Annotated in this window: 1 protein-coding gene; it reads right to left on the reverse strand. The window is 70.6% G+C overall.

Going from position 1 to position 293, the window contains the following annotated elements; all coding sequences use genetic code 11:
• Positions 1-293 (reverse strand): hypothetical protein (locus L6D89_RS32490; protein WP_236202357.1); only part of this gene is annotated, 293 nt, incomplete at both ends.

Raw genomic sequence — 293 nt, forward strand, 5'->3', positions numbered from 1 at the left:
CGTCGACCGAGGTGATGCTGCGCTCGTTGATGACGTCGCCGGTCAGCGCGGTGAGGCTGACGTCGCGGCCGCTGATGATGCCGCCAGCCGCGTTGCGGATGCTGTCGACGGCGAGCAGGTCGAGGCGGTTGCCGGCTTCGATCAGGCCGCTGTTGTTGAGGTTGGCGGCGCTGGCGGCGAGGTCGCCGCTGGCGCGCAGGGTGCCCTGGTTGGTCAGGTTGCCGCCGCTGATCAGGGACAGGTCGTTGCCCATGATCAGGGCGCCGTTGGCCGCCAGGCGGCCGTCGGTCTGG

It is taken from the genome of Pseudomonas pseudonitroreducens, from assembly GCF_021603645.1.
In the GTDB taxonomy this organism is placed as follows: domain Bacteria; phylum Pseudomonadota; class Gammaproteobacteria; order Pseudomonadales; family Pseudomonadaceae; genus Pseudomonas; species Pseudomonas pseudonitroreducens.